Source organism: Kocuria sp. CPCC 205258 (genome assembly GCF_040981005.1).
GTDB lineage: Bacteria > Actinomycetota > Actinomycetes > Actinomycetales > Micrococcaceae > Kocuria > Kocuria rosea.
Window position 1 is genome coordinate 25,619 of sequence record NZ_JAVKPS010000014.1, and the last position, 24,041, is coordinate 49,659.

Annotated in this window: 21 protein-coding genes and 1 tRNA gene; 10 read left to right on the forward strand and 12 right to left on the reverse strand. The window is 74.3% G+C overall.

Going from position 1 to position 24,041, the window contains the following annotated elements:
• Nucleotides 1–101 precede the first annotated feature (101 nt).
• A complete protein-coding gene (locus tag RF644_RS17050) occupies nt 102–884 on the forward strand; it encodes a metal-dependent hydrolase (protein ID WP_368797386.1) in 783 nt (260 codons plus the stop codon).
• A 3-nt stretch (nt 885–887) separates the two neighbouring features.
• Here the strand turns inward: RF644_RS17050 and RF644_RS17055 are convergent, their stop codons facing one another.
• Entirely contained in the window at nt 888–1,745 is an 858-nt protein-coding gene (locus RF644_RS17055) for a formate/nitrite transporter family protein (RefSeq protein WP_368797387.1), read from the reverse strand.
• 147 nt (nt 1,746–1,892) lie between these two features.
• Between RF644_RS17055 and RF644_RS17060 the strand changes: the two genes are divergently transcribed.
• A tRNA-Leu gene (locus tag RF644_RS17060) sits at nt 1,893–1,979 on the forward strand.
• A 92-nt stretch (nt 1,980–2,071) separates the two neighbouring features.
• Here the strand turns inward: RF644_RS17060 and RF644_RS17065 are convergent.
• Nucleotides 2,072–3,262, reverse strand: a complete 1,191-nt coding sequence (locus RF644_RS17065) for a M14 family zinc carboxypeptidase (protein ID WP_368797388.1) — start codon at nt 3,260–3,262, stop codon at nt 2,072–2,074.
• A 273-nt stretch (nt 3,263–3,535) separates the two neighbouring features.
• On the opposite strand from RF644_RS17065, the gene serA reads away from it, so the two are divergent.
• The 3 genes from serA to RF644_RS17080 all read left to right on the forward strand — a co-directional run bounded on the left by serA (nt 3,536) and on the right by RF644_RS17080 (nt 8,842).
• On the forward strand, nt 3,536–4,732 hold the full coding sequence (serA, locus tag RF644_RS17070; RefSeq protein ID WP_133411412.1) for a phosphoglycerate dehydrogenase: 1,197 nt from the start codon (nt 3,536–3,538) through the stop codon (nt 4,730–4,732).
• Between the two features lie 50 nt (nt 4,733–4,782).
• Complete coding sequence (locus RF644_RS17075) at nt 4,783–7,797, forward strand: glycosyl hydrolase family 65 protein (protein ID WP_368797389.1); 3,015 nt, start codon at nt 4,783–4,785, stop codon at nt 7,795–7,797.
• A gap of 157 nt (nt 7,798–7,954) precedes the next feature.
• Complete coding sequence (locus RF644_RS17080; RefSeq protein WP_368797390.1) at nt 7,955–8,842, forward strand: endonuclease/exonuclease/phosphatase family protein; 888 nt, start codon at nt 7,955–7,957, stop codon at nt 8,840–8,842.
• Nucleotides 8,843–8,845: 3 nt separating this feature from the next.
• Here the strand turns inward: RF644_RS17080 and RF644_RS17085 are convergent, their stop codons facing one another.
• Both RF644_RS17085 and RF644_RS17090 read right to left on the reverse strand, forming a co-directional pair.
• Nucleotides 8,846–10,045 carry a CapA family protein gene (locus RF644_RS17085; protein WP_368797391.1) on the reverse strand — a complete coding sequence of 400 codons (1,200 nt, stop codon included), beginning with the start codon at nt 10,043–10,045 and terminating at the stop codon, nt 8,846–8,848.
• Between the two features lie 47 nt (nt 10,046–10,092).
• Nucleotides 10,093–10,818 carry a DUF1028 domain-containing protein gene (locus RF644_RS17090; protein WP_368797392.1) on the reverse strand — a complete coding sequence of 242 codons (726 nt, stop codon included), beginning with the start codon at nt 10,816–10,818 and terminating at the stop codon, nt 10,093–10,095.
• A 242-nt stretch (nt 10,819–11,060) separates the two neighbouring features.
• Between RF644_RS17090 and RF644_RS17095 the strand changes: the two genes are divergently transcribed.
• From RF644_RS17095 to RF644_RS17115, 5 genes are read left to right on the forward strand one after another with little or no spacing between them, the layout of a single operon-like run.
• Nucleotides 11,061–12,599 carry an ABC transporter substrate-binding protein gene (locus tag RF644_RS17095; protein ID WP_368797393.1) on the forward strand — a complete coding sequence of 513 codons (1,539 nt, stop codon included), beginning with the start codon at nt 11,061–11,063 and terminating at the stop codon, nt 12,597–12,599.
• Nucleotides 12,596–13,552: an ABC transporter permease gene (locus RF644_RS17100; RefSeq protein WP_368797394.1), complete on the forward strand. Its 957-nt coding sequence runs from the start codon at nt 12,596–12,598 to the stop codon at nt 13,550–13,552. The genes RF644_RS17095 and RF644_RS17100 overlap by 4 nt, the downstream gene beginning before the upstream one ends.
• A complete protein-coding gene (locus RF644_RS17105; RefSeq protein ID WP_368797395.1) occupies nt 13,549–14,517 on the forward strand; it encodes an ABC transporter permease in 969 nt (322 codons plus the stop codon). Before RF644_RS17100 ends, RF644_RS17105 begins: the two co-directional genes overlap by 4 nt.
• Nucleotides 14,517–15,554 (forward strand): ABC transporter ATP-binding protein, encoded by a 1,038-nt coding sequence (locus RF644_RS17110; protein ID WP_368797396.1) that lies wholly within the window; start codon nt 14,517–14,519, stop codon nt 15,552–15,554. Before RF644_RS17105 ends, RF644_RS17110 begins: the two co-directional genes overlap by 1 nt.
• A complete protein-coding gene (locus tag RF644_RS17115; protein WP_368797397.1) occupies nt 15,551–16,690 on the forward strand; it encodes an ABC transporter ATP-binding protein in 1,140 nt (379 codons plus the stop codon). The genes RF644_RS17110 and RF644_RS17115 overlap by 4 nt, the downstream gene beginning before the upstream one ends.
• A gap of 89 nt (nt 16,691–16,779) precedes the next feature.
• Here the strand turns inward: RF644_RS17115 and RF644_RS17120 are convergent, their stop codons facing one another.
• The 8 genes from RF644_RS17120 to RF644_RS17155 are packed head-to-tail and all read right to left on the reverse strand — an operon-like array spanning nt 16,780 to nt 24,025.
• A complete protein-coding gene (locus tag RF644_RS17120; RefSeq protein WP_368797398.1) occupies nt 16,780–17,328 on the reverse strand; it encodes a Na+/H+ antiporter subunit E in 549 nt (182 codons plus the stop codon).
• Nucleotides 17,325–19,130 carry a proton-conducting transporter membrane subunit gene (locus tag RF644_RS17125; RefSeq protein WP_368797399.1) on the reverse strand — a complete coding sequence of 602 codons (1,806 nt, stop codon included), beginning with the start codon at nt 19,128–19,130 and terminating at the stop codon, nt 17,325–17,327. Before RF644_RS17125 ends, RF644_RS17120 begins: the two co-directional genes overlap by 4 nt.
• Nucleotides 19,127–20,671 carry a complex I subunit 5 family protein gene (locus RF644_RS17130; RefSeq protein WP_368797400.1) on the reverse strand — a complete coding sequence of 515 codons (1,545 nt, stop codon included), beginning with the start codon at nt 20,669–20,671 and terminating at the stop codon, nt 19,127–19,129. The genes RF644_RS17125 and RF644_RS17130 overlap by 4 nt, the downstream gene beginning before the upstream one ends.
• Nucleotides 20,668–22,143, reverse strand: coding sequence for a complex I subunit 5 family protein (locus RF644_RS17135; protein ID WP_368797401.1), 1,476 nt, complete (start codon nt 22,141–22,143; stop codon nt 20,668–20,670). The genes RF644_RS17130 and RF644_RS17135 overlap by 4 nt, the downstream gene beginning before the upstream one ends.
• Nucleotides 22,140–22,469: an NADH-quinone oxidoreductase subunit K gene (locus tag RF644_RS17140; protein ID WP_368797402.1), complete on the reverse strand. Its 330-nt coding sequence runs from the start codon at nt 22,467–22,469 to the stop codon at nt 22,140–22,142. The genes RF644_RS17135 and RF644_RS17140 overlap by 4 nt, the downstream gene beginning before the upstream one ends.
• Entirely contained in the window at nt 22,466–23,440 is a 975-nt protein-coding gene (locus tag RF644_RS17145; protein WP_368797403.1) for a hydrogenase subunit MbhD domain-containing protein, read from the reverse strand. Before RF644_RS17145 ends, RF644_RS17140 begins: the two co-directional genes overlap by 4 nt.
• Nucleotides 23,433–23,768: a cation:proton antiporter gene (locus tag RF644_RS17150; protein ID WP_368797404.1), complete on the reverse strand. Its 336-nt coding sequence runs from the start codon at nt 23,766–23,768 to the stop codon at nt 23,433–23,435. The genes RF644_RS17145 and RF644_RS17150 overlap by 8 nt, the downstream gene beginning before the upstream one ends.
• A complete protein-coding gene (locus RF644_RS17155; protein WP_368797405.1) occupies nt 23,765–24,025 on the reverse strand; it encodes a monovalent cation/H+ antiporter complex subunit F in 261 nt (86 codons plus the stop codon). The genes RF644_RS17150 and RF644_RS17155 overlap by 4 nt, the downstream gene beginning before the upstream one ends.
• Nucleotides 24,026–24,041: the final 16 nt, after the last annotated feature.

The following is a 24,041-nucleotide window of genomic DNA, read 5'->3' on the forward strand; positions in this document are numbered from 1 at the left end:
CAGTCCCCGGCACTGTGCTGTCCGGCTGGGACTCTAGTGTTTCCGCTGGTGAGGTCGCTCTGACCCCACCGCACCGAAAATCCGAGGAGGACATCACTTCCATGATGGGACCGAGCCATGCGGCCTGCGGGGCGGCCGCGTGGGTGGCGCTGACCGCCGACTACCAGCTGCACCTCCAGGACCTCACCGTCCCGATCGGCTGGGGCGTCCTGGACGTCGGCGACACCGGTGTCCTCACCGGCGCGCTCGTCACCGCCGGGGCGGCGCTGCTGCCGGACCTCGACCACCCGGACGGGACCGTGGCCCGGTCCCTGCGTCCGCTGTCCACCTGGCTGGCCCGCGGGATCTGCCGGCTCTCCGGCGGGCACCGGCGCGGCACCCACTCCGTGCTGGGCGTGGCGGTGTTCACCGGCCTGGCCGCCGCGGCGCAGAAGATCGGGATCCCGGTCGAGGGCCTCGGCTGGGTGTGGCCGCTCGCCGCGGTGATGTCCGTGCTCCTCATCGCCTTCGCGGTGCAGGTGCTCGCCTTCGTGCCGGACCGGGTCGCGAAGCTCAACTGGGTCGTGGGGATCGGGCTGGGCATCCTGGTGGGGCTGCACCCGCCCGCCCACGAGTGGTGGTTCGCCGCAGCCGTGGCCACGGGGGTGGTCGCGCACCTGGCCGGGGACCTGGTGACCACGCGCGGGATCCACCTGCTCTACCCACTGCGGATGCCGCTGCCGCTGCCCCGGTCGGTGTACAAGAACCGGTCCTTCCTCACGGTGCCGCTGATCGGCAACGCCGGCTCGGCCGCGGAGATCGCGCTGCTCGCCCCGATCACCCTCTTCGCCCTGACGGGCCTGTGGGGGGCCTTCGCCCTGACCACCGGGCTCGTGGTCGCCTGAGCCTCAGACCACCCGCCCGTCGGCGGCGTGCTCGCGCTCCTGCTGCCCGCGCTCCTTCTTGATCAGCTCGAGCGTGCGGATGAGCCGCGGCATCGTGATGATGACGAGCCCGCCCACCATGTTCAGCGGGATGACCCACAGCATCCACACCAGCCACTCCGTGTAGGAGATGTCGGCGCCCGCGTGCATCGCCCCGAAGATGACCGCCGAGTTCAGCGCACCGTGCAGCATGCCCAGCCCGACGACCAGCAGGCCGTCGATGAGCGCGATGGCGGTGTGCACCACCTCGTTGCTGGATCCCTGGCTCATCCGCGTCCCGAGCGTGATGGTGCTGCCGGCCAGCAGCGCCAGAGCGGCCGACTCCACCGTGAGGCCCCCCTCGAGGTACGTGGTCGCCGACTCCTCCAGGACGTCGTGGAACTGCGGGAACCCCGCCACGATCAACCAGGTGAACAGCCATCCGCCCAGGAGGTTGGTCAGCAGGGTCACCGTCCAGAAGCGCGCCAGCTGCCACCAGGTGCTGTGCCGGGAGACGACGGCGTAGATGGGCACCAGGAAGTTCTCCGTGAACAGCTCCGAGTGGGCGAGCTGGAGCGCGAGCAGCCCGAAGCCGAACGCCGCGCCGGCCAGCAGGTCCGATCCGGTGGCCTCCTTGACCGCCAGGTAGGCGAGGATGCCCACCCCCACGTCGATGCCCCCGAAGAGCCCGGTGATGATCATCGCCCGCCACGTGCGGGTCAGGCGCTCCGCGCCCTCGGTGACCGTGTTCTCGAACTCCTCGACCAGCTCGTCCTCGAGCGGCTCGTCCGTCCTGCCCAGCTCCTTGCGCTTCTCCTCGAGATTCTCCCTGTCGGGTTCCATCCGTGCCCCCTGTGTGCCCTCGTCGATCCCTGACCGGGATGCGGCAAGCCTACTGACGGCAGGCCGGAGACCACGATTGGCCAACGGGGGCGACTGTGGGTAGGATTGTCGTCGTTGCCCACAGCGGTCCGCCGCTGTGATCCATCAGCGCGAGTGGCGGAATAGGCAGACGCGCACGGTTCAGGTCCGTGTGCCCGAAAGGGCGTGGGGGTTCAACTCCCCCCTCGCGCACCACACAGGCGAAGCGGGACATCCGACGGATGTCCCGCTTCGTCTTTTTTTGATGACCCCGGACCGGCCGGCGCCGCCGGGCCCGGCGGCCGGGCTCAGCCGACCGGGATCACCCCGGCGTAGTCGGTCTGGTAGCCGGTGACCGGGGCGTGCGGGATCTCGTCCCAGCGCTGCGGGTCCTCCTGTTGCACCTCCCCGGTGGCCAGGCCGAGCAGCAGCTCCTTCACGGCGAGCACGTTCTGCCGCACGCTCTTGCCGCGGGCCTTCTGGCCGAGGCTGCCGTCCGAGGAGTTGCCCGAGGTCTCGAAGAACACCACCGGGTGGGAGTGCCCCTCGGGGTTGAGCCCGCCGTGGTCCAGGCCGAGCATCATCGCCGAGACGACACCGCCCTTGATGTCGATCTCGTAGCTGCCGCCCACCTGGTAGCGGTCGATGTTGATGGAGCCGTACTTCGAGAGCTCGTCGTAGACGTGCACGTTCATCTGCCGGGTGAGCCGGTCGTAGGCCCCGCCCTCGAGCCCCGGCAGGGTCGGTCCGCCGGGAGCGAGGGAGATGCCCAGGGACAGCGTGACGTCGTCGCCGGTCCCGTACTGCGTCTTGAGGCCCTGGTGGTGGATGTCCACGCCCCAGGCCGGGTCGACCGTCGTCCAGTACTCGTAGAAGGCGCGGGACTCGTCGGCCGCGAAGCCCTCGGCCGTCCAGTCGCGGTTGAGGTCGATGCGCTGCGGCGTTCCGTCCTCCGGCGCACCGGAGACCTGGTCCCACAGGACGGTGTGCCGGATGTTGGCCTCGGCGCCGTCCGGGTTGTACATGGGGACGACGTGGAAGGTGAACGTCGAGCGCAGCAGCTCGTACTCGGCCGAGCCGTTGGTGCCGAGCTCCTTGAGCAGGCTCAGCAGGGCGTCGGTGCCGTAGGGCTCGTTGCCGTGGATCCGGCCCTGGAGCCACACGTGCTCCGGCCCCGAGCCGACGGTCGCGACCCACAGGTCCCGGCCCTGTTCGGAGGTGCTCACCTCCATGCCGGCCTCGGCGAGGGTGAAGGCGTCGACACCGTGGCGGCTGGTCCGCTCCAGCTTCTGCAGCTCCCGCTCCACGTCGTCGGGGGTCAGGATGCTCGAGATGCTGGTCCTCCCCTCCGTGGCGGGGAAGTTGGCGTCCGCGGCGGCAGGTGCGGCGGCACCGAGGGGAAGGGCGACGGCGAGCGCGAGCGCCGCCGCGGTCCGGCGCCGGCGGCGCGGACGGTCCGAGGAGCGCGCGGTCGCGGGGTCGCGGTGCTGAGGGATCATGTGCTGGTCCTCCTGGGGGATGAGGGCTGCCGGTGCGGCCCGGGGGCCGCGCCTGAGGGGGTGCTCGCGATGCTATTCGCGAAGGCACACGCCCGTCACCGGCCGGCCCGCAACAGTGGAAGTACTGCTTAGTAGACCTGCGTCCGCCGGCGGAACGTCCACGTGCTCCGCGCGGGACGGCCCCCCGCGGAGCCGGGTGATCCGGGCCACATCGGCCGCGGGGTGACGCCCGGCGTCGCGGTCCCCTGCGCCGTAGCCATAGACTGGGCGACTGTGAAAGCACTGCTCCTGGAGAACGTCCACCCCGAGGCCGAACGCATCCTGTCCGAGAAGGGCATCGAGGTCGAGACCCGCAAGGGCGCCCTCGACACCGGAGAGCTCGTCGACGCCCTCGAGGGCGTCGAGCTGCTCGGCATCCGGTCGAAGACCCACGTGACCCGGGAGGTGTTCGAGGCCCACCCGCAGCTGCTGTCCGTGGGGGCCTTCTGCATCGGCACGAACCAGATCGACCTGGCGGCCGCCACCGAGCACGCCGTGACGTGCTTCAACGCCCCCTACTCCAACACCCGGTCCGTGGTGGAGCTCGCGATCGCCGAGATCATCTCGATGGCCCGGCACCTCACGGACAAGAACAAGGGCATGCACGAGGGCGTGTGGGACAAGTCCGCCGAGGGCGCCCACGAGGTCCGCGGCCGCACCATCGGCATCGTGGGCTACGGCAACATCGGCTCCCAGCTGTCCGTGCTCGCCGAGACCCTCGGCATGCGGGTCTACTACTACGACGTGGTGGACCGCCTGCCCCTGGGCAACGCCCAGCGCTGCGACACGCTGGAAGAGCTGCTGGAACGGGTCGAGACCGTCTCGCTGCACGTGGACGGGCGCACCAGCAACAACAACCTCTTCGGCCGGGAGCAGTTCGAGCGGATGCGTCCCCGGTCCCTGTTCCTGAACCTGTGCCGCGGCATGGTGGTCGACTACAACGCGCTGCGCGACGCCCTGGTCAGCGGGCACATCGCCGGCGCCTCGGTGGACGTCTTCCCCAACGAGCCCAAGGTGGCCGGGGACCCGTTCACCTCGGTGCTGCAGGGCCTGCCCAACGTGATCCTCACCCCGCACATCGGCGGCTCCACGCAGGAGGCGCAGGTGGACATCGGGCGGTTCGTGGCCGGTAAGCTCTCGTCCTTCGCGACCTCGGGCTCCACGACCCTGTCGGTGAACATGCCGCAGGTCCAGCTGGACACCGCCGTCAACGGCACCCGCATCCTGCACCTGCACCGCAACGTCCCGGGCGTGCTGGCGACCGTCAACAGCGTGCTCGGCGACCACGGCATCAACATCGACCGCCAGCAGCTGTCCACCCGCGGGGACACCGGCTACCTCGTCACGGACGCCGGCAACGGCGTGACCCGGGAGGTCATCGAGCAGATCCTGGGGCTGCCCGAGACCATCCGTCTCAGCACCATCAACTGACGCACCGCCCGCCTCCGGCTCCTGACGGAGGCAGGTGGCACAATGACCGCATGAGCGGCGTCCTGGAGCAGCCTGCCGTCCACGGCAGGAGCACCTACGGAGCGGTGGTGCTCGCCCTCGCACCGGCGGGGGCCGCACCGGGCCCCGCCGACACCGCCCGCGCCGGCGACGACGCCGCCCCGGTCCCGATACGCCCCGGCGGGGCAGTCCTGCACCCGCGCCACGAGGCGGGGGCCACTGAGCTCTTCGCCCGCCTGCGCGCCGAGGGCGTGCTCACGGCCCTGGTCACCACCCACCCGGAGCTGGACGCGGGACCGCCGGCGGACATCGTGGTGGCGGGCGATCCGCCGCGGGACGGCGCCGCGGGCCGGGACGGGCCGGACCGGCACCCGCCGGCCGCCTCCCTGCTGCTCGCCTCCCGCCGGCTGGCGGTGGAGCCCGAGCACATCGTGGTGGTCAGCGACAGCGACCGCCTGGTGCGGACCGCCGTGACCCACGGCTTCGGGCTCGTCGTGGGGCTCGACGGCGCGGGCCGGCGGGGCCGGCTGCTCGCCGCCGGCGCCCACCTCGTGGTGGACGACCTCACGGACCTCGACATCCCGGTCGCCACCGCCCCGGAGGACTCCGACTGGGCCGGCGGCTGCGGCGGCGGGGGCAGCCCGTGGAACCTGACCTACGCCAGCCTCGACCCGCCGCGCGAGGGGATGCGGGAGTCGCTGTGCACCCTCGGCAACGGGTACATGGCCGTGCGCGGCGCCGCGAGCGAGTCCCGGGCCGACGGCACGCACTACCCCGGCACCTACCTCGCGGGCGTCTACAACCGGCTGCGCTCCGAGACCGCCGGTCTCGTCCTGGAGCACGAGGACCTCGTGAACGCCCCCAACTGGCTGCTGGTGCAGTACCGCGTCCAGGACGGCTACTGGTTCGAGCCCACCCCGGACAACGTGCTGGAGCACCACCAGGACCTCGACCTGCGCACCGGGGTGCTGACCCGCACCCTGCGCTTCCGGGACGAGGCCGGGCGCACCACCCGCGTGACCACCCGCCGGTTCGTCTCCCAGGACCAGCGCCACCTGGCGGGGCAGGAGACGGTCTTCGAGGCCGAGGACTGGAGCGGGACCCTGACCGTGCGCAGCCTCGTGGACGCCGACGTCCGCAACCGCAACGTCGCGGAGCACGCCGCCCTGGCCGGCCGGCACCTGGCCGACGCCCGGCTCGAGGACCTGGGCCACGGGACCGCACGGGTCGAGGTGGCCACGTCCTGGTCCGGCGTCCGGATCGCCGTGGCCGCCCGCACCCGGGTGCTCCGCAGTGGCACGGAGGACCGGCTGCTCTCCCGGGTCCCGTCCCGGCCCGCGCCCGGCGTGGTGGGCCACGAGCTGCGGCTGCGGATGGACCCGGGGCGGGCCGTGCGGGTCGAGAAGGTCGTCGCCCTCGTGACCTCGCAGGACCGGGCGATCGCCACGCCCGCGCACGCCGCGTCCACGCTGCTGGAGCGGGCGGGCGGCTTCGACGAGCTGCTCTCCGCCCACGTGGTCGCGTGGCAGGCCCTGTGGTCCGCCTTCGCCGTGGCCACCGACGCCGGCGGCCAGCAGGGCCTGGCCGTGAACCTCAACACCTTCCACGTCCTGCAGTCGGTGGCGGCCGCGCACCCGGACCTGGACGCCGGCGTCCCGCCCCGCGGGCTGCACGGCGAGGGCTACCGCGGCCACGTGTTCTGGGACGAGATGTTCGTCTACCCCATGCTCACCCTCCGCCGGCCCGAGTGGACCCGGGCGCTGCTGGCCTACCGGTACCGGCGCCTGCCCGAGGCGCGGGCGGCGGCCCGCGCGGCCGGCCACGAGGGGGCCATGTTCCCGTGGCAGAGCGGCAGCGACGGCCGCGAGGAGACCCCGCGGGCGCTGTTCAACCCCCGCACCGGCCGGTGGATCCCGGACCACTCGCGGCTGCAGCGCCACGTGGGGCTGGCGGTCGCGCACAGCGTGTGGCAGTACTACCAGGCCACGAACGACACCCGCTTCCTGATCGAGCAGGGCGCCGAGCTCGTGGTGGAGATCGCCCGGTTCTTCTCGAGCCTCGCGGTGCACGACCCCGAGGACGACCGGTACGTGATCACCGGGGTGATGGGCCCGGACGAGTTCCACGACGGCGCCCCGGGCGCGCCGGGCTCGGGGCTGCGCAACAACGCCTACACCAACGTCATGACGGCGTGGCTGCTCGCGCGGGCGGTCGAGATGGTCGAGCGCCTCGGCCAGGACTACGGCGGGCCCCTGTGGCTGCGCCTGGGCCTGCGGGAGGACGAGGTGGCCCGCTGGGAGCGGGTCCGCACCCGGCTGCGGGTGCCGTTCCTGGCCGGCGGCGTCCTCGCCCAGTTCGAGGGCTACGAGGAGCTGCCGGAGCTCGCCTGGGAGGACTACCGGGCCCGCTACGGCTACATCGGACGCCTCGACCTCATCCTCGACGCCGAGGGGCGCTCCACGAACGACTACCGGCTGGCCAAGCAGGCCGACGTCCTGATGCTGCTGTACCTGTTCTCCGCGGAGGAGCTGCGGGAGCTGCTGGGGCAGATGGGCTACGACTTCCCGGCGGAGGCGGTCCGGGCCACCGTCGCCTTCTACTGCGACCGCTCCTCGCACGGGTCCACGCTCTCCAACGTGGTGCACTCCTGGGTCGAGGCCCGCCGGGACCGCCCCAGCTCCTGGTCCTTCCTCACCCGGGCGCTCAACAGCGACCTCGTGGACGCCCAGGGGGACACGGTCCGCGAAGGGGTGCACCTGGGGGCCATGGCCGGCTCCGTGGACATCCTCACCCGCTGCTACACGGGCCTGGAGGTCCGGGACGACATGCTGTGGCTGCACCCGGCGATCCCCCCGCAGCTGCCCAAGGTGTCCTTCTCGATCAGCTACCGGGACCAGCCCATCCAGGTCGAGGTCACCCGCGCCGGGTTGCGGCTCTACCTCGCCCCCGGCCCCGCCGAGCCCGTGCGCGTGAACGTCGACGGCGAGGTCCACGAGCTCGCCGCCGGGCAGATCCGGCACTTCCCCGTGGCGGTGACCGATGCCTGAGCCGTGCAGCGCCGGCCACGGGGCCGCGGTCCCCGTGGAGGACCCCACGAGTTCACCGGATGATCACCGGGGGTTCCCCCTCGGTGGCACCGTGGTCGGGCCGCCCGGTCCACCATGGGACGACGACGCCCCCGCACTCCCCCACCCTGGAGCAGTGATGTCCTCAGACACCGTCCTTCTCGACCGTTCCACGACCCCCGGCGTCGCCGATCCCGCGGTGCCGCTCATCGGTCCCGCCACGGGCCGCGCCCTGCACGTGATGAGCTACAACATCCGCTTCCACCACAGCGGCACGCACGCCGGGAACCCGGACCACTGGCCCGACCGCGCGCCCCGGCTGGCGCGGCTGCTGCAGCTCGAGCAGCCCACGCTGCTCGGGGTGCAGGAGGCCCTCCACCACCAGCTGCCGGCGGTGGAGCAGGCGCTGCCCGCCGGCTACCGGATGGTCGGCTACGGGCGCGCCGGGGGCAGCAAGGGCGAGTACTCCGCGATCTTCTACGACGCCCGGCGCCTGGAGCTGGTGGAGTGGGACCAGTTCTGGCTCTCCGGCACCCCGGAGCTCATCGGCTCCACCACCTGGGGCAACGACATCCCGCGCATCGTCACCTGGGGCCGCTTCCTGGACCGCGGCACCGGCACCGACCTGGTGCTCGTCAACACCCACTTCGACCACGACTCCGAGACCGCCCGGGACCGCAGCGCGGAGGCCCTGGTCGAGCTCGTGCACAGCTTCCACCCGCACACCCCCACCCTGGTCACCGGGGACTTCAACGCGGAGGCGGGGGACTCCGGGGCGTACGAGACGCTCGTGGGCTCCGGGCTGCTCGCCGACACCTGGACGGCCGCCGAGGAACGGCTCACCCCCGCGTGGGGCACCTTCCCGGACTACGGCGAGGCCGTGGAGGGCGAGGAGCGGATCGACTGGGTGCTGGCCGGCCCCGACGTGCGGGTGCGCCGCGCCGCGATCAACACCGCCCGCTTCGCGGGGGGCCACCCCAGCGACCACGCCCCGGTGCAGGCGCTCGTCACCCTCGACCAGGACTGAGCGCTAGTCCCCCGCGGGGCCCAGGGTGAGAGGACGCCACGGGCGGGCGCCGTCGGCCTCCGCCCCCATCGACCCCACGGTCCGCGCGGTGCGCGCCAGGGACGCCGCGTCCTCCTCGCGGGAGCGGCAGACGTCCTCGGCCGGCAGCGCGCACCACCGGATCGGGTCCAGGGTGAGGATGTGCGGGGTCCACACCGGGTCCCCGGCCACCCACTCCCCGTCCTCGCGCGCGAAGGACATGCTGACCGTCAGGCCCTCGTTGTTGACCGGCACCCGGGTGGCGTGCTCCGAGACGCTGTTGCCCAGGCCGTGCACGATCCAGGTGTCCCCGCGCTTCTCGATCGGCAGCACCGAGTGCGTGTGGTGGCCGTAGACGAAGTCGAACTCCCCGCTGTCGGCGAGCGCGTGCGTGACCTCGAGCTGCTGCCGGTCGGGCGCCGAGGAGTACTCCTCGCCGGCGTGCACGGCGGCCAGCACGATCTCCGCCCCCGCCGCCCGGGCCGCGCGCGCCTTGCGGACCATCTCGGGCACGTCCAGCAGGTCCACGCGCCACGCGGCGTCCGGGACGTTGCCGTTGAGCCCGTAGGTCCCGGTCACCAGGCCCACCCGCACGCCGTCCGCGTCCAGGACCAGCGGCTCCCGCGCGTCCTCGGCGGCGCGGTACGTGCCGGTGGTCGCGATCCCGGCGTCCGCCAGGACGTCGAGGGTCCGCTCGAGGCCCTCCGGGCCGGCGTCCACCGCATGGTTGGAGGCCGTGGTGCACGCGTCGTAGCCGAGGTCCGCCAGCGCCGGGACGATCTGCGGCGGCACCTCGAACGAGGGGTACCCGGAGAAGGGGCCCTCGGCCGCGGCGAGCGGGGTCTCCATGTTGCAGACGGCGAGGCCGGCGTTCTCCGTGAACGGGCGCAGGCCCTCCACGAGCGGGCCGAAGTCCAGCTCCCCGTCCCCGTCCGCCTCGGCCTGCGCCCACAGCCCCGGGTGGAGCAGGACGTCGCCGGTGACCACGACCTCCAGCCGGTCCGGGGCCGGCTCCGGCGCCGCGGGGGCCGACGACGGTGCCCCGGTCCCGCCCGGAGCGCCCGCCGGCGGCCCGGCCGGCTCCGGGGAGCAGCCGGCGAGGACCGTCGCCCCCGCCAGGAGGACCGCGGTCAGGCCCGCCGCGGGGACGCGGCGCACCGGCGGGAGGACACGACGAGAGCTCATGGACCGAGGGTAGGCCACCCCGGCGGGGGCCGCCCACCCGCGGGAGGTCAGGACAGGACCGTCGACCAGAGCCCCTCGTCCTCGGGCCGGTGCGGGACCCCGGTGCTGGGCACCACCTCGGCCGGCGCCGGGTGGGCCCTGCCCTTCAGCGCGAGCATCTCCTCCAGGTCCTCCAGCGGGGTGGGCGAGTTGTCGGCCCGCAGGTCGACGTCGAGCAGCACGGGGTACTGGAAGCCCGCGAGCGTGTCGGCCACGAGCACCGCGGCGCTCTGCTGCCCCCGGCTGTCCCCGCCCGCGTCCCGGCCCGCGCGCAGGCAGGCCAGGAGCGCGCCGGCCATCTCGGTGCTGGTCGGACCGGACCCCGTGAGCGCCTCGTCCATCGCGGCACGCATCGACTCGACGACCTCCGGGCCGGCCAGGTAGTTGCCGATCACCACGAAGTCGGCCCCGGCCACGCCCCCCGCCCAGGGCGTGCACAGGCTGCCGGTGAGGTGGGCGCCGGGCCCCGCCACGGGCAGGACGGCCACCTGGCGCAGCGCCAGGTCCGGGTCGGCGTCGGTCAGGGCCGCGATCGCCTCCTCGGCCGTGCCCCCGTGGTGCAGGGTGCGGAGCATCTCGAAGCGCAGCCGCCGGTTGGTCCACGCCTGGGAGGCGACCACCCCGGCGGTGGGCACGAGGGCCGGCACGGCGTTGCCCACGGCGAGCGAGCAGCTCGCCGTGGCGGCGCCGAGCAGGCGGGAGTCCGCGCTCCGGGCGATCACGGTGTAGGTCACGAGCACCTCCTGGCCGGCACGTCCGTGCCGGCCGCTTCGTTGTCGATGGATGCCCCGCGCGGACCGGGGCGGGACGTCCTCCGCCCCGGCACGCCGGGCCCGCGGTGCTGGTGGCGGGCCGTCCCGGGTGCATAGGGTGGGACGACACCCACGACCGGGTGCGCACCGGCAGGGCGGCCGCACGGAGCACCTGCCGGGTGCTCCCGGGCGGACGGCTCATTCCTACCACCGGGAGGCGGCGGATGGCACGCGGAGCACGGATCGCCGCCCTGGGGAGCGCCGTGTGCCTCGCCCTGGGCGCCTGCTCGGCGGGCGAGGGCGTGGACCTGGCCGGGGCGGGGGACCTCGACACCGACGGCTACCTCGAGGTGGCCATCGCCGGGGAGCCCGACCAGCTCGACCCCCACAACACGAGCGCCTACTTCTCCTTCCAGATCCTCGAGAACGTCTACGACACCCTGGTGGAGCCCGACGAGAACCTCGAGATGCAGCCCGCCCTCGCCGAGTCCTGGGAGGTCAGCGAGGACCAGCTCTCCTGGACGTTCCACCTGCGGGAGGGCGTCACGTTCCACGACGGCTCCGCGTTCACCGCCGAGGACGTCGTGTACTCCTACGACCGGATCATCGACGAGCAGCTCGCCAACGCCTACCGCCTGGCCGCCGTCGAGGACGTGGTGGCGGTCGACGAGCACACCGTGCGCATCGACGTGTCCCAGCCCACGCCCGCCCTGCTCGCCGCGATCGGCGGGTACAAGGGCATGGCCGTCGTCGAGCGGCAGAACGTGGAGAGCGGGGACGTCCAGCTCGACCCGGTGGGCACCGGCCCGTTCGAGGTGGTGGGCAACTCCGCGAGCACGGCCGTGACGCTGCGGGCCAACGACGAGTACTGGGGCGACGGCCCCCACGTCCCGGGGGTCGTCTACCGGTTCATCTCGGAGGGCACCACGGCGCTCGCGGACCTCACCGCGGGCGAGGTGCACTGGACCGACTCCATCCCGCCGCAGCGGGTGAACGCGCTGCGGCGGAACCCCGACCTCGAGGTCGCCGGGGTCCCCTCGACCGACTACTGGTACGTGACCATGAACCAGGCCCGACCGCCCTTCGACTCCCTCGACGCGCGCCTGGCCGTGGCCCGGGCCATCGACCGGGAGGCGATCGCCCAGGTCACCTGGTACGGCAACGCGACCCTGAACCAGACCGCGGTCCCCGAGACGTCCGTGTGGCACCACGAGTACGCGCCCTTCGAGCAGGACCCCGAGCGGGCCAGGGAGCTCGCGGAGAGCTCCGGGCTGACCGGGGAGACCGTCGAGCTCATGGTCACCAACGAGTACCCCGAGACGGTCACGGCCGCCCAGGTGATCTCCGCGAACCTCGCCGACATCGGGGTGGCCACCGACATCCGGACCCTCGACTTCGCCACCTGGCTCGACGAGCAGGCCCAGGGGAACTTCGACATGCTCCTGCTGGGCTGGCTCGGCAACGTGGACGTCAACGACTACTACTACAACCAGCACCACTCCGAGGGCTCGAACAACGCCCAGGGCTACCGCAACCCCGAGGTCGACCGGCTCCTGGACGCGGGGCGCACCGAGACCGACCAGGACGCCCGCAAGGAGCTCTACGGCCGGGCGGCGGAGCAGATCGTGGACGACGCCAGCTACGTCTACCTGTACAACCCCGACGTGGTCCAGGCGTGGACCCCCGATCTGCAGGGCTACGAGGCCCGCCCGGACCGCGCCGTCCGGTTCAAGGACGTCAGGCTCGAGGAGGACACCGAATGAGCAGCCCGCTCCTGAGATTCCTCGTCAAGCGCCTGCTGCACACCGTGGTGGTGCTCTTCGGCGTGCTGGTCGTGGTCTTCGCCCTGCTCCAGCTCGTCCCCGGTGACCCCGTGCGGGTGGCCCTCGGCACGCGCTTCACCCAGGAGTCCTACGACGCCCTGCGCGAGGCCTCCGGCCTGGACCGGCCCCTGCTCGTGCAGTTCTTCGCCTACGTCGGCAACGCCCTCACCGGGAACCTCGGCGTGAGCTTCCGCAGCGGCGAGCCGGTCACCCTCATCCTGCTGGACCGGCTGCCGGCCACGGTGTCCCTCGGCCTCGCCGGCATCACGATCGCGCTGCTCATCGCGTTCCCGCTCGGCACCTGGGCCGCCCTGCGCCGCGGCTCCGCGGCGGACGGCGGGATCCGCGCCGTGAGCCAGTTCGGCGTGTCGATCCCCGACTTCTGGCTGGGCCTGATGCTGATCATCGTCTTCTCGACGATGCTCGGGCTGCTGCCGCCGTCCGGGTACGTGCCCTTCACGGAGGACCCGTGGGGCTGGCTCCAGCGGGTGATCCTGCCGGGTCTCGCCGTGGGCGTGGTCTCCGGGTCGATCATGACCCGCTACGTCCGCGCCGCGGTGCTCGACGTCGCCGGCTCCGACTACGTGCGCACCGCCCGGTCCAAGGGCCTGCCCCGCCGCACGGTCATCGGCCGGCACGTGATGCGCAACGCGCTCGTCCCGATCCTCACGGTGGCCGGCGTCCAGGCCGCCACGATGCTGGGCGGCCTCATCGTCATCGAGGTGGTCTTCGCGTGGCCGGGCCTGGGCCGGCTGGTCTTCGACGCCGTCGCGGCCCGCGACTACCCGGTGGTCCAGGGCACCGTGCTGCTGATCGCCCTGATCTTCCTGCTGATCAACCTGCTGGTGGACATCCTGTACGCCGTCGTCGACCCGAGGATCCGTGTGTCATGAGCAGCCCCGAGACGCCCTCGCCCGACCGCCGCGCCCCGGGCGCCGGCGACGGCCGCACCGAGCCCGTCCCGCGGCCCGCCGAGCCGGCGGAGACCCCGGAGGAGGCCGCCCGCACCGGCACCCTGCGGATGCTGGTCTCGAACCGGGTCACGGCCGCCGGGCTGCTCATCCTCGTCGTCGTCCTCCTGCTCGCCGTGCTCGGACGCTGGATCGCCCCCTACGGGGCGAACGACATCGACGTGGTCAACGCCCTGCAGCCGCCCTCGGGCGCGCACCTGTTCGGCACCGACGAGCTGGGCCGGGACGTGTTCTCCCGCGTGGTGCTCTCCGCCCGGATCTCGCTGACCGTGGGGCTCGTGGCCGTGGGCATCGCCCTGGTGGTCGGCGTGGCCCTGGGGCTCGTGGCCGGCTTCTTCGGCGGCTGGCTCGACACCGTCGTCATGCGCAGCGCGGACGTGCTCTTCGCGTTCCCCATCCTGCTGCTGGCCATGGCGATCGTGGCCGTCCTGGGCCCCGGGCTGACCACCGCGATGATCGCGATCGGGGTGGTCTACACCCCCATCTTCGCCCGCATCACGCGGGCCTCCACCCTGGCCGTGCGGGAGGAGCTCTACGTCACGGCCTCCCGGTCCATCGGCGCGTCCGACGGCCTCATCCTGCGCCGCCACGTGCTGCCGAACATCATGGGGCCCATCACCGTGCAGACCTCCCTCTCGCTGGCCTTCGCGATCCTCTCCGAGGCGGCGCTGTCCTTCCTGGGGCTCGGCGTCCAGCCGCCCGAGCCCTCGTGGGGACGGATGCTCTACGACGCCCAGGCCTTCATCTACGACGCCTGGTGGATGAGCGTGTTCCCGGGCCTGGCCATCTTCTGCACCGTGCTGGCGTTCAACCTCGTGGGCGACGGCATGCGCGACGTCCTCGACCCGCGGCAGCGGACCGCCGACGAGATCCGGAGGAGCGCCTGATGCGCACGACCGAGCCCCACCGATCCGCCGCCCCGGCGCCCGCCGACCGGGACGTGCTGCTCGACGTGCGGGACCTCGCCGTCCGGATCGGCCCCGCGGAGATCGTCAACGGCGTGTCCTTCACCGTCCCCCGGGGCGGGACCCTGGGCATCGTGGGCGAGTCCGGGTCCGGCAAGTCCATGACGGTGCTCGCGGCCACCGGGCTGATCGACTCCCCGCCCGCCCGGGTCAGCGGGCAGTCCCTGCTGGACGGTCAGGACATCGTGACGATGAGCCCCCGGCGGCTGCGCGGCGTCCACGGCAGACGGGTCGGCTTCATCTTCCAGGACCCCTCCACGTCCCTGAACCCGGTGCTGACCGTCGAGCAGCAGCTCACGGAGGCACCGCGCTTCCACCTCGGCCTCACCCGCCGCGACGCCCGGCGCCGGGCGCTCGAGCTGCTCGAGGCGGTCGGCATCCCCGACCCGCCGTCCCGCCTCTCCTCCTACCCCCACCAGCTCTCGGGCGGGATGAAGCAGCGCGTGATGATCGCCGTGGCCCTCGCCTGCGACCCCGAGCTGCTCGTAGCGGACGAGCCCACCACCGCGCTCGACGTCACGACGCAGGCCCAGATCCTCGAGCGGGTCAAGGAGCTGCAGGCCTCCCGGGGCATGAGCGTGATCTGGATCAGCCACGACCTCGGCGTGGTCTCGGGGATCGCGGACCGGGTGGCCGTGCTCTACGGCGGGCAGATCGTGGAGTCCGCGCCCCTCGAGGAGCTCTTCACCGACCCCCGCCACCCCTACACCCGGGGGCTCATGGCCGCCCGCCCGCAGACGGCCCGCGGCAAGGGCGAGCTCGCCGTGATCCCCGGCAGCCCGCCGGACCCGAAGCACCTGCCCCCGGGCTGCCTGTTCTGGGACCGCTGCCCCGTCCGCGGCGACCCCCGCTGCGAGACCGAGCGCCCGCCGGAGACCGCGGTGGGACCTGACCACGTCGCCCGCACCTTCTACGGCGGGGGCGCGGCCGGCCCCGACCGGCGAGGAGGCTCCCGATGACCGGCGACCACCGGCCGCTGCTGAGCGTGCGGGACCTCCAGGTCCGCTTCCCCGTCCGCACCGACCGCGGCAAGGGCGTGGTGCAGGCCGTGGCCGGGATCGACTTCGACATCCACCGGGGGCAGACGGTGTCCCTGGTCGGCGAGTCCGGCTCCGGGAAGTCCACGGTGGCCAACGCGCTGATGCACCTGGTGGAGCCCAGTGCGGGGACCGTGCTGCTCGACGGCCGGGACGTCACCTCGGTGCGGGGCCGGGAGCTCAAGGCCCTGCGCCGGCGGATCGCCATGGTCTTCCAGGACCCCTTCGCGTCCCTGGACCCCCGCCAGCACGTCTCCCGCGCCGTGGCGGAGCCCCTCGAGGTGCACGGCCTCGGCGGGGACCGGGACGGGCGCCGCCGCCGGGTGGCGGAGCTGTTCGAGCAGGTGGGCCTCTCCCGCCGCTTCCTCGACCGGTACCCGCACGAGCTCTCGGGCGGGCAGCGCCAGCGCGTGTCCATCGCCCGGGCGCTCGCGGGCGAGCCGGACCTCATCGTCCTCGACGAGGCGACCGCGTCCCTGGACGTCTCCGTCCAGGCGCAGATCATGAACCTGCTCAACCGGCTGCAGGGCGAGCTGGGGCTCACGTACCTGTTCATCGCCCACGACCTCGCGGTCGTGGAGCACATGAGCGACCACGTCCTGGTGATGTACCTCGGCCGGCTCATGGAGGACGGCGGCGTGCGGGACGTCTTCGACGCTCCCGCCCACCCGTACACCAGGGCGCTGCTCGCCTCGGCCCCGTCCGCGGATCCGGTGGCGGAGCGCCGCCGCAGGACCGCCCCGCTCGAGGGCGAGGTGCCCTCCCCCCTCGACCCGCCGTCCGGCTGCGTGTTCCGCACGAGGTGCCCGTGGGCGGCCGACGAGTGCGCGCGGACGGTGCCCGCCCCCGTCCCGCCGCCGGGCGCCCCGGGGATCCCGCCCACCGGCCCGCGGCGTGCCGGCCGGGCACACCTCGCCGCCTGCATCCGGCTGCCGGAGGTCCAGGCCTCCACGCGCGGGACCCCGCGGCCGGGGGACTCCGCCACCCCCGCCGGGCCCGGGATCACGGCACCGCCGTCCTCGTCCCGGCGGGCGCCCTGGGCGGGTCCCGGTTCCTGAGCCGGGTCCCGCCCGGGGCGCCGTCCGGGCGGGGCGCCCCGCCCCCGTGCGGCACACGGCGGTCGGCCGGGACGGGTGGCCGCGGCGGGTCATACGCCCGGCTGGTCGGGCGGTGCCGGAGGCCCGTCCTCCTGGGGCGGGTCCTCGCCCAGGAGGGATGTCCCGGCGGCCGCCGCGATCCCGCGCTGCAGCGCGGCCCAGTTCTCGGCGACCCGGATCCGGGCGTCCAGGACGTGGATCAGCGCGGTGTCCTCCTCCATGCCCACCATGAGCGTTCCGGGCATCAGGCTCACCATGGCGAGGGCGACCTGCCGCTGGTGCCCCGGCTCCAGGAGGAGGGGGTGGCGCTGCACCTCGGGGAGCACGTCCACGCGCCGGGCCAGGATGCGGCGGCTGACGTCGATGCCGCCCAGCACGGAGTGGACGAGGAACCAGACGACCAGCCGGACCGTGGGCCAGGCCCGGGAGACCCAGCGTCCTCGCGGTGCCGCCGGCGGGGAGAGCCGCAGGCTGAGCGCGAGCGCCGCCGCGCCGGCCACCATCCCGTAGTACCAGCCGGGCGAGTCGCCCTCGGTGAGCACCCACCACAGCAGGCCGAGCAGCGCCCCGCGGACCACCACCGCCCGGGCCCACCTCACGGGACCACCGCCAGTGCCAGGGCCGTGCCGGTCACCAGCAGGAGCAGCGCCACCCCGCTGCCGGACCAGGAGTGCACCGCGCGCACCGCCGAGCCGACGGCGGCGATCCTCCGGGGCCCCGGCCGGAGCCGGCCGGCGGCAGCCCGCACCGCGGCCCGGGTCCGTGCGGCGCCCTGCTCGGCGCGGACCGCCGAGCGGCCGATCCGCCGCAGCACGCGCTCCTCCGGCACCAGCAGGTCCCCGGGGGGCACGGTCCGCCCGTCGGGGTGCGCCGCCCACGCGGGGACCGCGTCCCGTGCCGACAGCCGCCACCACGCGGCACCGATCGCCAGGCCGAGCAGGATCGGCCACGAGGCGCCCCAGAGGGTGACGGGCTCGATCCCCGGGTAGGCCGCGATCGGCACCCACTGCCGCGTGAGGGTCCACGGCAGCGTGATCCCGGTCAGCACGATGAGCAGCCACGCCCACAGCTCGGCGTCCGGCCGGTGCCGGGGCCCGCGCTCGCTCCGCACCAGGAGCAGCCCGAAGCGCAGCAGCAGCAGGGTGGAGCCCGTGGCCACGAGCGGCAGGAGCTGCGTGAGGTCCAGGCCCGCGACGGTGACGCCCTCGACGGCGTTCTTGGCGGCGTACTTGCCCACCGCCCCGGAGCTGAACGGCGCCCCGGCCACGGCGAGCGCGGCCCCGCACAGCCCCAGCACGGCCAGCGGGGCGGTGCGGGCGGCCCCGAAGTGCTTCCACACCGGCACCCCCAGGAACAGCGCGCCCTTGGCGAGGCCGTGGTGCACGCTGTACACCACCGCGGCCCCGATGCACGCCTCGGCCAGCTCCGGGACGGCCAGGGCCACCCCGACCAGGGCGGTGAGGAACCCCATCTGGCTGATCGTGGAGTACGCGAGCACGACCTTCGGGTCCGCCTGCAGGTCCCCCGCGGGCACGGCGAGGAACGCGCCGAGCAGGGCGAGCAGCACCAGGGCCGTGCCCCAGCGCTCGAGGGCGACCTCGCCGAGGGGCAGGAACCGGAGCCAGCCCACCAGGCCGGCCTTGACCATGGCGCCCGAGAGCACCGCGCTGGCCGCCGGCGGGGCGGCCGGGTGGGCGAGGGGCAGCCACACGTGCAGCGGGAGGGCGCCGGCCTTCACGCCGAAGCCCACCAGCAGCAGCCCCACGATCCAGTGCAGGTGCTCGGAGCCGGCCGCGGCCGCGGGGGCGTCCGCGAGGCGCATCCCGCCCGCGGACACGACGAGCAGCAGGGCGCCGAGGATCGCGGACTCGCTCAGCACGGTCAGCACGAGGTAGACGCGTCCCGCGCGCCGCGCCTCCCGGGTGCGGTGGTGCACCACGAGCCCGTAGGCCGCGAAGCTCATGAGCACGAAGCACAGGTAGAAGGACACGGCGTCCGCGGCCGCGTAGACCCCCATGTTCCCGACCAGACTGACGAGCAGGAAGCCCGTCAGCCCGGCGGAGCCGATCCCCTCCGCCGGTGCGGGCCGCAGCCACGTGGTCGCCGCGAGCGCCGCCCCGTAGAGCAGCGCGCCCGTGAGCACCAGGGGCCGTGCCACCGGGTCCAGCTCCCAGGACACCCCGAACAGCATCCAGGGCACCTCGAGCACCGGGCGCCCGGCGGGCCCGTCCTGCGGCAGCAGCGTCAGGAGCACGAACGGGACCACCGCCGGCGGGGCGCAGCGGATCAGGCGCCGCCGGGTGCGGGCGGCGCGCTCCGGGGCCGCGAGCCCGCTCACGGCCAGGGCCGCGGTGAGCACGAGCGGATAGAGCAGGGCGAGGGACCACAGCGCGACGGTCAACCCGGGTACGCTCCTTCCGCGATCAGCAGGGACAGCCACAGGGGCGAGTACGGGACGCCCGCGAGCACGCCGGCGGCGAGCGACAGGGCCGCCGTCGTCAGGACGGGGACGAGCAGGGCGCCCGGCGCCTCCCGCAGGGGACCGCCGCGGCCGTGCGCCGGGGGCCCGGCCCCGCCGCTCCCCCCGTCCGGCGGCTCCCGGAACCACAGGGCGTAGACGGCCGGCAGGAAGTAGGCGGCGTTGAGCAGGGCGCTGAGCAGCAGCACCCCGACGATCTCGGGGTGCCCCGCGTCCAGGGCGCCGCGCCCGAGCTGCCACTTGGAGACGAAGCCCGCGACCGGCGGGAGGCCGATCATCCCGAACGCGCCCACCGTGAAGGCGGCCGCGGTCAGCGGCATCCGGCGCCCCACCCCGGCCAGCCCGGCCACGGTCTTCACGCCCAGGACCTCCGCGAAGATCCCGGCGCAGAAGAACAGGGTGATCTTCATCAGCCCCTGGTGGACCAGGTGGACCAGGCCCCCCGCGGTCGCGGCCTCGCTGAACACGGCGATGCCCATGGTCACGTAGGACACCTGGCTGACGGTCGAGTAGGCCAGGCGTCGTTTGAGGTCCTGCTGGCGCAGGGCGAGGACGGAGCCGAAGACCACCGTGAAGGCGGCCAGGGCCAGCAGCGGGCCGAGGAGCCCGAGCGCGTGGGCCAGCTCCACGCCGTAGACGTCGTCGACCACCCGGACGATCCCGAAGACCCCGGCCTTGACCACGGCCACGGCGTGCAGCAGGGCGCTGACCGGGGCCGGCGCCACCATGGCCCGGGGCAGCCAGCCGTGCAGCGGGAACAGGGCGGCCTTGACCCCGAGCCCGGCCACCATGAGCGCGAAGGCGAGCGCGGCGCCGGCCGGGTCCTCCGCGGCGAACACCCGGACCGCGGCGGCCCCGCCCGCCGTGAAGTCCACCGGCCCGGCGCGGACGCTCAGCAGCGCCACCCCGGCCAGCAGGCTGAGCCCGCCGGACAGCGTGTAGTACAGGTACAGCCGCGCGGCACGGACCGCCCCGGCGGTCCCCCAGTGGGCCACGAGCGGATAGGTGGTGATGGTGAGCAGCTCGAAGAAGACCAGGAAGGTCACGAGGTTGCCCGAGAAGGAGATGCCCACCGTGGCGGCCACGCACAGGCTGAAGAAGCCGAAGAACCGGCTCCGGTGGGAGTACTGCTCGAGGTAGCCGATGGCGTACACGGTGGTCAGCAGCCACAGCACCGCGGAGAGGCCCGCGAACAGCAGGGAGAGCGGCTCCGCCCGGAGGACGAGGTCGGTCCCGGGGAACAGGGGCGTGCGCCACTCCGGCCGGGCCCCGGCGACCACGACCGGTACGAGCGCGGCCACCAGCCCGAGCTTGGCCACGGCGGCGGCGAGGTTGAGCGCCGAGCGCGACCGGACCTGGTCCTCGCGGAGGAAGAAGATGACGGTCCCGGGGACCAGGGAGATCAGCACCATGACCAGCGGGACCACGCTGGGCCCGGTGGAGGCGAAGCCGCCGGTGCTCATGGGCCACCCCCCGGTGGGACCGCCGGGCCCACGAGCTCGGTGAGGACCGGGCCGCCGAGGCCGGCGAGCAGTGGGACGAGCGCCAGCGCGAGCGGAACCCAGCGGACCGGCAGGGACGCCGAGCGGGACGCCGGCAGCGGCAGCGCCCCGGCCTGCGGCTCCCGCAGCATCACCGTCAGGGGCTTGAGCAGGTACGCGGCCGAGAGCAGCCCGCCGCCGACCACCACCGCGGCCCACCCCCACTGCCCGCTGCCCACGGATGTCAGGACGAGCTGCCACTTGCCCGCGAAGCCGAGGCTGGGCGGCAGGCCGGACAGCGTCACCGAGGCGACCCCCATCGCCATGACCAAGGAGGGAAGGGGCCGCGCGACGCGCGCCAGGGCCGGCAACGAGTCGGTGCCGTAGACGCTCTTGAGCGTCCCGGCCGAGAGGAACAGCGAGGCCTTCGCGAAGCCGTGGCCCACGGCCAGGGCCGCCGTCCCGCCCCACAGCGCCCGCAGGGCCTCGGGATCCTGCGCCGAGGCCGTGGAGAGCGGGAAGAGCAGGAACAGGTAGCCCATCTGCACCACGGTGGAGTAGGCCACGACCTGCTTGAGCCGCTGCTGGGCCAGGGCCATCGTGCCGCCCCAGAGCACGGCGAGGGAGCCGAGCAGACCGAGCAGCACCGCCACCGCGGGCTCGGGCCCCAGGACCCAGAACCACATCCGGACCAGCACGAAGAACGCCGCCTTGACCACCAGCCCGGAGAGGATCGCGCTCACGGCGGTCGGCGCGGACCCGTGCGCCGGCGGCAGCCACGCGTGCATCGGCACGAGGGCGGCCTTGAGGCCCAGCCCGGCGACCAGCAGCACCGCGGCCCAGCGGTTGTCCCACCCGGCGCCCGCCAGCCGGTCGCCGGCCACGAGGAGGTCCAGGGTCCCGGCCTGCGCGTACACGAGGGCGACCACCACCAGGAGCAGCGTCGAGCCCAGCACCGCGACCAGCAGGTAGCGCAGGGCCGGGCCCCACGCCTGCCGCCCGCCCAGGGCCACGAGCCCCACGGCGGCGATCCCCACGACCTCGAGGGCCACGTACGTGTTGAAGAGGTCCCCCGCCACGTAGACCGCGTCGAGGCCCGCCCAGGTGGCGAACCAGAGGGGCCAGAAGCGGGCGTCGTCCCCGGTGGCCGCGCGGTCGGAGGCCGCGTACACGGTCACGCCCGCGCCCACGAGCGCGGTCAGCAGGAGGAAGACCGCGCTGAGCCCGTCGGCGTGCAGGACGATGCCCAGGGGCGAGCCCCACCCGGCGAGGTCGTGCACCGCCGCGCCGGAGCCGGCCACGTGCGCCACGAGCGCCAGTGCCGCCGCGGCCACGGAGGCCGCGCCCAGCAGGCCCACCGGGGGCAGCCACCGGCCCGGCAGGACGGCCGTGAGCACCGCGAGGGCCAGCGGGGCGAGGACCACCAGGCCGAGCAGCGCGGAGGGGTCGCTCATCGGCCGCCCTCCTCCCCGGCCGGCCCCCAGGGGTCCGGCGGAGCCTCACCAGGGTCCGCCGGTGCCTCCTCGGTGCGCCGCAGCAGGACCAGACCCACCCCGGTGAACGCCACGGTGATCACGATGCCCGTGAGCACCAGGGCGTGCGGCACCGGGTCCGGCGGGTCCGAGCGCGCCGCCAGGACCACCAGGGACAGCAGGGCCCCGCTGCCGGCCACGTTGAGGCAGATGAGGCGCACGAGCGGGTCGCGCGCCAGCAGCAGCCGCACGCACCCCAGGACGGTCAGGGCCGCGGCGACGCACAGGTACCACTCGAGGACGCTCACGGGGGGTCCACCCGCTCCCGGCCCAGCGCCAGGAAGACCACGGTCAGCGCCGTGCCGATGCTCAGGGCCAGCGTCGTCTCCACGGCCACGATCGCCCATCCGGCCCACGCCGGGTCCAGGGCCAGCCACGCGCCGCCCGTCGCCGGTCCCCAGGCCGCCACGGCGAGGAAGACCAGGAGACCGGCCACCAGGGCCGCGCGCAGCAGCCCGCCGTGCCGCGGCGACGGGCCCAGCCCGGCCGTGTCCATGAGGATCAGGGCGCCGGCCAGCACCGCGCCCGCCTGGAAGGCCCCGCCGGGCCGGTCCGAGCCCGCGAACAGCACCCAGGCCGCGATCAGGAGCAGCGCCGGGGAGATCACCCGGCAGAACCAGACGAGGGTCTCCGGCCGCCCGGCCGCGGCGACGGGACGGGTCCGGCGCGCCCCGGCGGCCGGCCGGCCGGACCCGGCCCCCAGGGTCACGGCGACGGCCAGGACCGCGACGAACAGCACGGCGATCTCCAGGAGCGTGTCGTAGGAGCGGAAGTTCAGCAGCACGGCCGTCACGGGGTGGTCGACCCCCGACTCGCCCGTCCGCCCGAGCACCTGCTCGGTGAGCCCCGTGCGCCCGCTTCTGACGGCCCGCACGAGCGCCACCGCCAGACCGGCGCCGAGGAGCGCACCGGCCGTCACCCCGAGCACGGCCGTCGCCGCCGGCCGCCGGGAGACCGGGCGGTCCCCGTCCGGGGCGCCGCGCCCGCGGGTCACCGTGTCCACGAACAGCGCTCCGGTCACCCCCGTGCCGATCGCGGCCTCCGCCAGGGCGACGTCCGGGGCGCCGAGGCGGGTCCACAGCACGACCAGGAGCACCCCGAGGACCAGGAAGGACACGGTGGCGCCCATCCGGCGCCGCGGCGTCACCGCCGCGACCGCCCCCGCCAGCACGGCCAGGCCGAGCAGGACGTCCAGGGCCCGGAGCGGCTCGTCATTCATCGACGGCCTCCTCCGCCGGTCCGCCCGCGGCCTCCCCCGCCGGGCGCAGCCCCTCGCGCCGGGCCAGCAACGAGGCGATCACCGGAGAGGCGAGCATGGCCAGTGACCAGATCACGAGCAGCTTGGCGGCGGCGCCCACCGAGCCCGCCTGGACGGCCAGCCCGGCGATCACCAGGCCCAGGCCCAGGTTGTCGGCCTTCGTGAGCGCGTGCAGCCGGGTGCGCAGGTCCGGCAGCCGCAGCAGACCGAGGGTGCCGATGGTGAAGAAGGCCGTGCCGGCCACGACGAGGACGGTCGAGAGCAGGTCCAGGGCCAGGTCCGCGGTCACGGCTCCTCCGCCTCCGCGCGCAGCCGGGACACCGCCACCACCGCGGCCAGCGCCATCATGACCAGGGCGGCGTCGCGCAGGGCAGGCACGCCCGTGCGCACGGACAGCACGGCGAGGAGCCCGGCCCCCGTGGTGCCCGAGAGGAGGACGCCCAGGAGGCGGTCGCGGCCGGTCGGGCCGCGCAGGACCCGGACCAGGCAGAGCAGGAGATTGGCGCCGAGCACCACGGCGACCCCGTCGAGGACCGGCCCGATCATGGCGGGGCGCCTCGCG

Coding starts and splice junctions, on each gene's coding strand:
- RF644_RS17050 (WP_368797386.1), top strand. CDS start 102: ATGATGGGACCGAGCCATGCGGCCTGCGGGGCGGCCGCGTGGGTGGCG.
- RF644_RS17055 (WP_368797387.1), bottom strand. CDS start 1,745: ATGGAACCCGACAGGGAGAATCTCGAGGAGAAGCGCAAGGAGCTGGGC.
- RF644_RS17065 (WP_368797388.1), bottom strand. CDS start 3,262: ATGATCCCTCAGCACCGCGACCCCGCGACCGCGCGCTCCTCGGACCGT.
- RF644_RS17075 (WP_368797389.1), top strand. CDS start 4,783: ATGAGCGGCGTCCTGGAGCAGCCTGCCGTCCACGGCAGGAGCACCTAC.
- RF644_RS17080 (WP_368797390.1), top strand. CDS start 7,955: ATGTCCTCAGACACCGTCCTTCTCGACCGTTCCACGACCCCCGGCGTC.
- RF644_RS17085 (WP_368797391.1), bottom strand. CDS start 10,045: ATGAGCTCTCGTCGTGTCCTCCCGCCGGTGCGCCGCGTCCCCGCGGCG.
- RF644_RS17095 (WP_368797393.1), top strand. CDS start 11,061: ATGGCACGCGGAGCACGGATCGCCGCCCTGGGGAGCGCCGTGTGCCTC.
- RF644_RS17100 (WP_368797394.1), top strand. CDS start 12,596: ATGAGCAGCCCGCTCCTGAGATTCCTCGTCAAGCGCCTGCTGCACACC.
- RF644_RS17105 (WP_368797395.1), top strand. CDS start 13,549: ATGAGCAGCCCCGAGACGCCCTCGCCCGACCGCCGCGCCCCGGGCGCC.
- RF644_RS17110 (WP_368797396.1), top strand. CDS start 14,517: ATGCGCACGACCGAGCCCCACCGATCCGCCGCCCCGGCGCCCGCCGAC.
- RF644_RS17115 (WP_368797397.1), top strand. CDS start 15,551: ATGACCGGCGACCACCGGCCGCTGCTGAGCGTGCGGGACCTCCAGGTC.
- RF644_RS17130 (WP_368797400.1), bottom strand. CDS start 20,671: ATGAGCACCGGCGGCTTCGCCTCCACCGGGCCCAGCGTGGTCCCGCTG.
- RF644_RS17135 (WP_368797401.1), bottom strand. CDS start 22,143: ATGAGCGACCCCTCCGCGCTGCTCGGCCTGGTGGTCCTCGCCCCGCTG.
- RF644_RS17145 (WP_368797403.1), bottom strand. CDS start 23,440: ATGAATGACGAGCCGCTCCGGGCCCTGGACGTCCTGCTCGGCCTGGCC.
- RF644_RS17155 (WP_368797405.1), bottom strand. CDS start 24,025: ATGATCGGGCCGGTCCTCGACGGGGTCGCCGTGGTGCTCGGCGCCAAT.